We start from the raw sequence: 3,523 nt of genomic DNA on the forward strand, positions 1-3,523 counted from the left end.
CCGCTACGCGGGCGGTATGCTCTTCTAGGTTTTAAGTTTACTTATGCCTAGCTACTTACACTTGGTGGCAGCTATGTGTAACGAGATGGGACATTTTTTATCCGCAAGGGCTTTAGACTTTGTGAGGTCTCTTTAATTTTTGCAGATTTGCACAAGCGATTGTTATATCCTAAAACATCTAACGTTAGTAATTGATGATGACGAAAAACTATAAAATCACCCTCCTACCTGGTGACGGAATTGGTCCTGAAATCATGAAGGTAGCGGTTGCCGTATTACAAGCGATCGCTCCCAAATATGATATTACTTTTGCTTTCGAGACCGCTCTGGTGGGTGGGGCAGCGATCGATGCGACGGGGCATCCCCTACCCGATGCGACTTTGCAACTTTGTCAAAATAGTGATGCCGTACTATTAGCCGCAGTCGGTGGCGAAAAATGGGACACGATGCCATCAAATTTACGCCCCGAACAAGCCTTATTAGGTTTGCGGGGAGGCATGGGCTTATTTGCAAATTTACGACCTGCTCAGATATTGCCGCAATTGATTGATGCTTCAACTTTGAAACGTGAAGTGGTTGAGGGTGTAGATATTTTGGTCGTTCGCGAGCTCACGGGTGGTATTTATTTTGGTAAGCCTAAGGGCATTGTTGCCGATGAAAATGGCGTGCGGCGTGGATTTAATACCATGGTGTATACGGAGCCTGAAATCGATCGCATTGCGCGGGTAGGTTTTGAAGCAGCTCAAAAACGTCGCGGCTCGGTTTGCTCCGTTGATAAGTCCAATGTATTGGAAGTGTCCCAGCTATGGCGCGAACGGGTGACTAGTATTGCTAGCGATTATGCAGATGTGAAACTCTCCCATATGTATGTGGATAATGCAGCGATGCAGATCATTCGCAATCCCAAACAGTTTGATGTCATTCTCACCAGCAATCTATTTGGCGATATCCTTTCTGATGCCGCAGCCATGTTGACGGGTAGCATTGGGATGTTACCATCGGCAAGCCTTGGTGAAGCAGGAAAACCAGGACTATTTGAACCTGTGCATGGTTCGGCTCCTGATATTGCGGGCAAGGATTTGGCGAATCCTTTGGCGCAGGTTTTAAGTGCTGCCATGATGTTGCGCTATGCCTTTAATGAGGGGGAAGCAGCCAATGCGATCGAGGCAGCTGTAAATAAAGTGCTGGATGCAGGCAAACGGACAGGAGATATTATGGCTGATGGCTGTGAAAGATTGGGATGCATTGCCATGGGAGAAGCTTTGCTAGCCGCAATCTAAAAAGAGTAAGCAATACCAAAACTAAAAATGGCGTAGCCATTTTTAGTTTTGGTATTGCTTACTCTTTTGGAGCTAGATTGATCGCGATCGCGTCTTTAATACGCTGGATTACGAATTCCTTATCCAGATAGGAGAGCAAGCTGCCAGCTTTTGGACCACGCTCCTTATTTAAGAAAGTGTAATAGACGGCGGCAAAAGCACTCTTTTGAGAGACTTCAATCTGCCTAGAGGTGCTGAATAGAAGGGTCTGCAATTCTTCTCCTTCCCAATTAACATCACCTGCAAGATTTACTGCCAGAGTTTCAAGGTACTTTACCTGTTCAGCGTTAAGGTGGCTTGCTTTTTCTGGCATGGAGTCAAGATAAAGTACGAGCTTCTCTTCTTCATCGGCATAATCTTGCAACCATTTCTTGCCGACTCTAATGCGATCGCGGATTACTTCCCAGTCGCGATCGCTGAGGGGATTTGCACTTCTAGCGGCAATTTCCGCTTCGAGATCAAGGTGGGGGATTTGCAGTAGCGAGATTAAGGTGCTAAAGTCAAAAGCTTGATATCCATCAACCTTTTCTTCCTCATTCAATTGGGAATAGATCAGAGGGACTAGATCCTCTTGAGTTTTTTCATCCTTGACCGTATCGGACTGATATTTATCAATCAAATTGTCGTAGTCGCGGAAGAGTCGCGTCACTGTGTCATAGTTGGGCATGAAGTTAATGACGCTGCGAGGCTGTGTCCGCAACATCAAAAACCTTAGCAATTCTGGTGGCAAAAGATTGGCGATCTCCTTAGCACTGGAGCCTACTCCCTTAGAGGAACTCATCTTGGTTCCATTTACCAAAATAAATTCGTAGGGTGCATGGGTGGGTGGATTCTTTTTGAGAACTTTGCGGCAAATAGAATTGGCGACATCGCGAGATCCGCCTTTTTGGGAATGGTCTTTACCTGCGAGTTCGATCGATACGCCAACAACTTCCCATTTTGCGACCCACTCTACTTTCCAAGGCAACTTCCCATTACCATCAAAGGGAGATATCCAGCCTGTATGACCACAGCCCTTGACATATTCCATGGCGTTGGGTTGACAGGTATAGAACACCTTGCCATCTTGGTAGTCAGTGACAACTGTGGTGGCAATTTTGCCGCAGTTTTCGCAAATAGTTTGGAAAGGATACCAATTGGAGGGGCGATCGGCTTTACTAACTTCCTTGTAAGCTTCGCGCACGAGATGGGCATTTTGGAGAAACAAGTCGATATATTGATTCATCCTGCCCGAACGGTAAAGATCGCGCAGGTAATAAATTTCAGGACGCACACCTAGATGCTCAAATACTTCAAGAAATTCGCCCATGAAATATTTAGCATAGTCGGTAGCGCTATCTTCAGGGGAAGGGACATTGGAGAGAGGCTGTCCGAGATAGGGCGCAAACCTATCTTGATCTAAATAATGCGGTACGGTGTCAAGAGCATCGTAGTCGTCAACGCCATAGGTAAAGGTGACGGGTTTGCCTGCGTGTTTGAGGGCGCGATAAATGGCATCGTGAATCACAACCCCGCGCAGTGAGCCGACATGCACGCGCCCAGAGGGGGTTTTGGAATCGTTAACTATAATGCGATCGCCGCTTGCATCTGCTGCAAATTTATCCGCCCAAAACATAGTGGTAATTATCCGAAGGTCTTTCAAAAGTTAAGTTTAGCGTGCGAATGTCCTATTTCAAGTAATTTCACGCCTTGTCTAGTTTAACAGGTATAAACTAAACCATCTTTATGCCAAAACTAAAAATGGTGTAACCATTTTTAGTTTTTCAAACCCTTACTAGGTTTGGTGTTTAATTCACGCAAGTGTTGTCACACTTTTGTGAATTGGTATTAAGTAGCTAAAGCAGAGCATATGGCAAGGCGATCGCCAAAAGCGTCTATTCCCGTATGCATAAAAAAAGACATTCGTTTTTATTGTAACAAAAATTAAAATGTAATAGATCAATAGCAATTCACGAAAGTGTGACAACACTTGCGTGAATTAAACACCAAACCCAGTAAGGTTTTGAGATTCCCAAAATGGCGTTGCCATTTTGGGAATTGGTATAACTTGAGTATGTTGCGATCAAGCGATCAGTTGCGGAGATCTCTATGGCTGCAAGCAAAAAAGTCGAAATTCGCTATCTCACATCTATGCAAACGAACCCCAAGAAGATTTTTGAAAGCTTTGCTTTGCAAAGCTTTCAAAAATCTTCTTGGTTTGGGTT

2 protein-coding genes are annotated in these 3,523 nt (G+C 44.9%); one reads left to right on the forward strand and one right to left on the reverse strand.

Features of this window, described 5'->3' with window-relative positions; all coding sequences use genetic code 11:
* The first annotated feature begins 197 nt into the window (after positions 1-197).
* The gene (leuB, locus tag PSE7429_RS22170) at positions 198-1,280 is read left to right on the forward strand and encodes a 3-isopropylmalate dehydrogenase (protein ID WP_040690279.1); all 1,083 of its coding nucleotides are present in this window, start codon (positions 198-200) and stop codon (positions 1,278-1,280) included.
* 58 nt (positions 1,281-1,338) lie between these two features.
* On the opposite strand, the gene lysS is transcribed toward leuB, so the two are convergent.
* Positions 1,339-2,934: a lysine--tRNA ligase gene (lysS, locus tag PSE7429_RS22175; protein ID WP_009629627.1), complete on the reverse strand. Its 1,596-nt coding sequence runs from the start codon at positions 2,932-2,934 to the stop codon at positions 1,339-1,341.
* Positions 2,935-3,523: the final 589 nt, after the last annotated feature.

Source organism: Pseudanabaena biceps PCC 7429 (genome assembly GCF_000332215.1).
GTDB lineage: Bacteria > Cyanobacteriota > Cyanobacteriia > Pseudanabaenales > Pseudanabaenaceae > Pseudanabaena > Pseudanabaena biceps.

What these genes read in the sequence shown, in the direction of transcription:
- leuB (WP_040690279.1), top strand. Translation starts at nt 198, where the DNA reads ATGACGAAAAACTATAAAATCACCCTCCTACCTGGTGACGGAATTGGT.
- lysS (WP_009629627.1), bottom strand. Translation starts at nt 2,934, where the DNA reads ATGTTTTGGGCGGATAAATTTGCAGCAGATGCAAGCGGCGATCGCATT.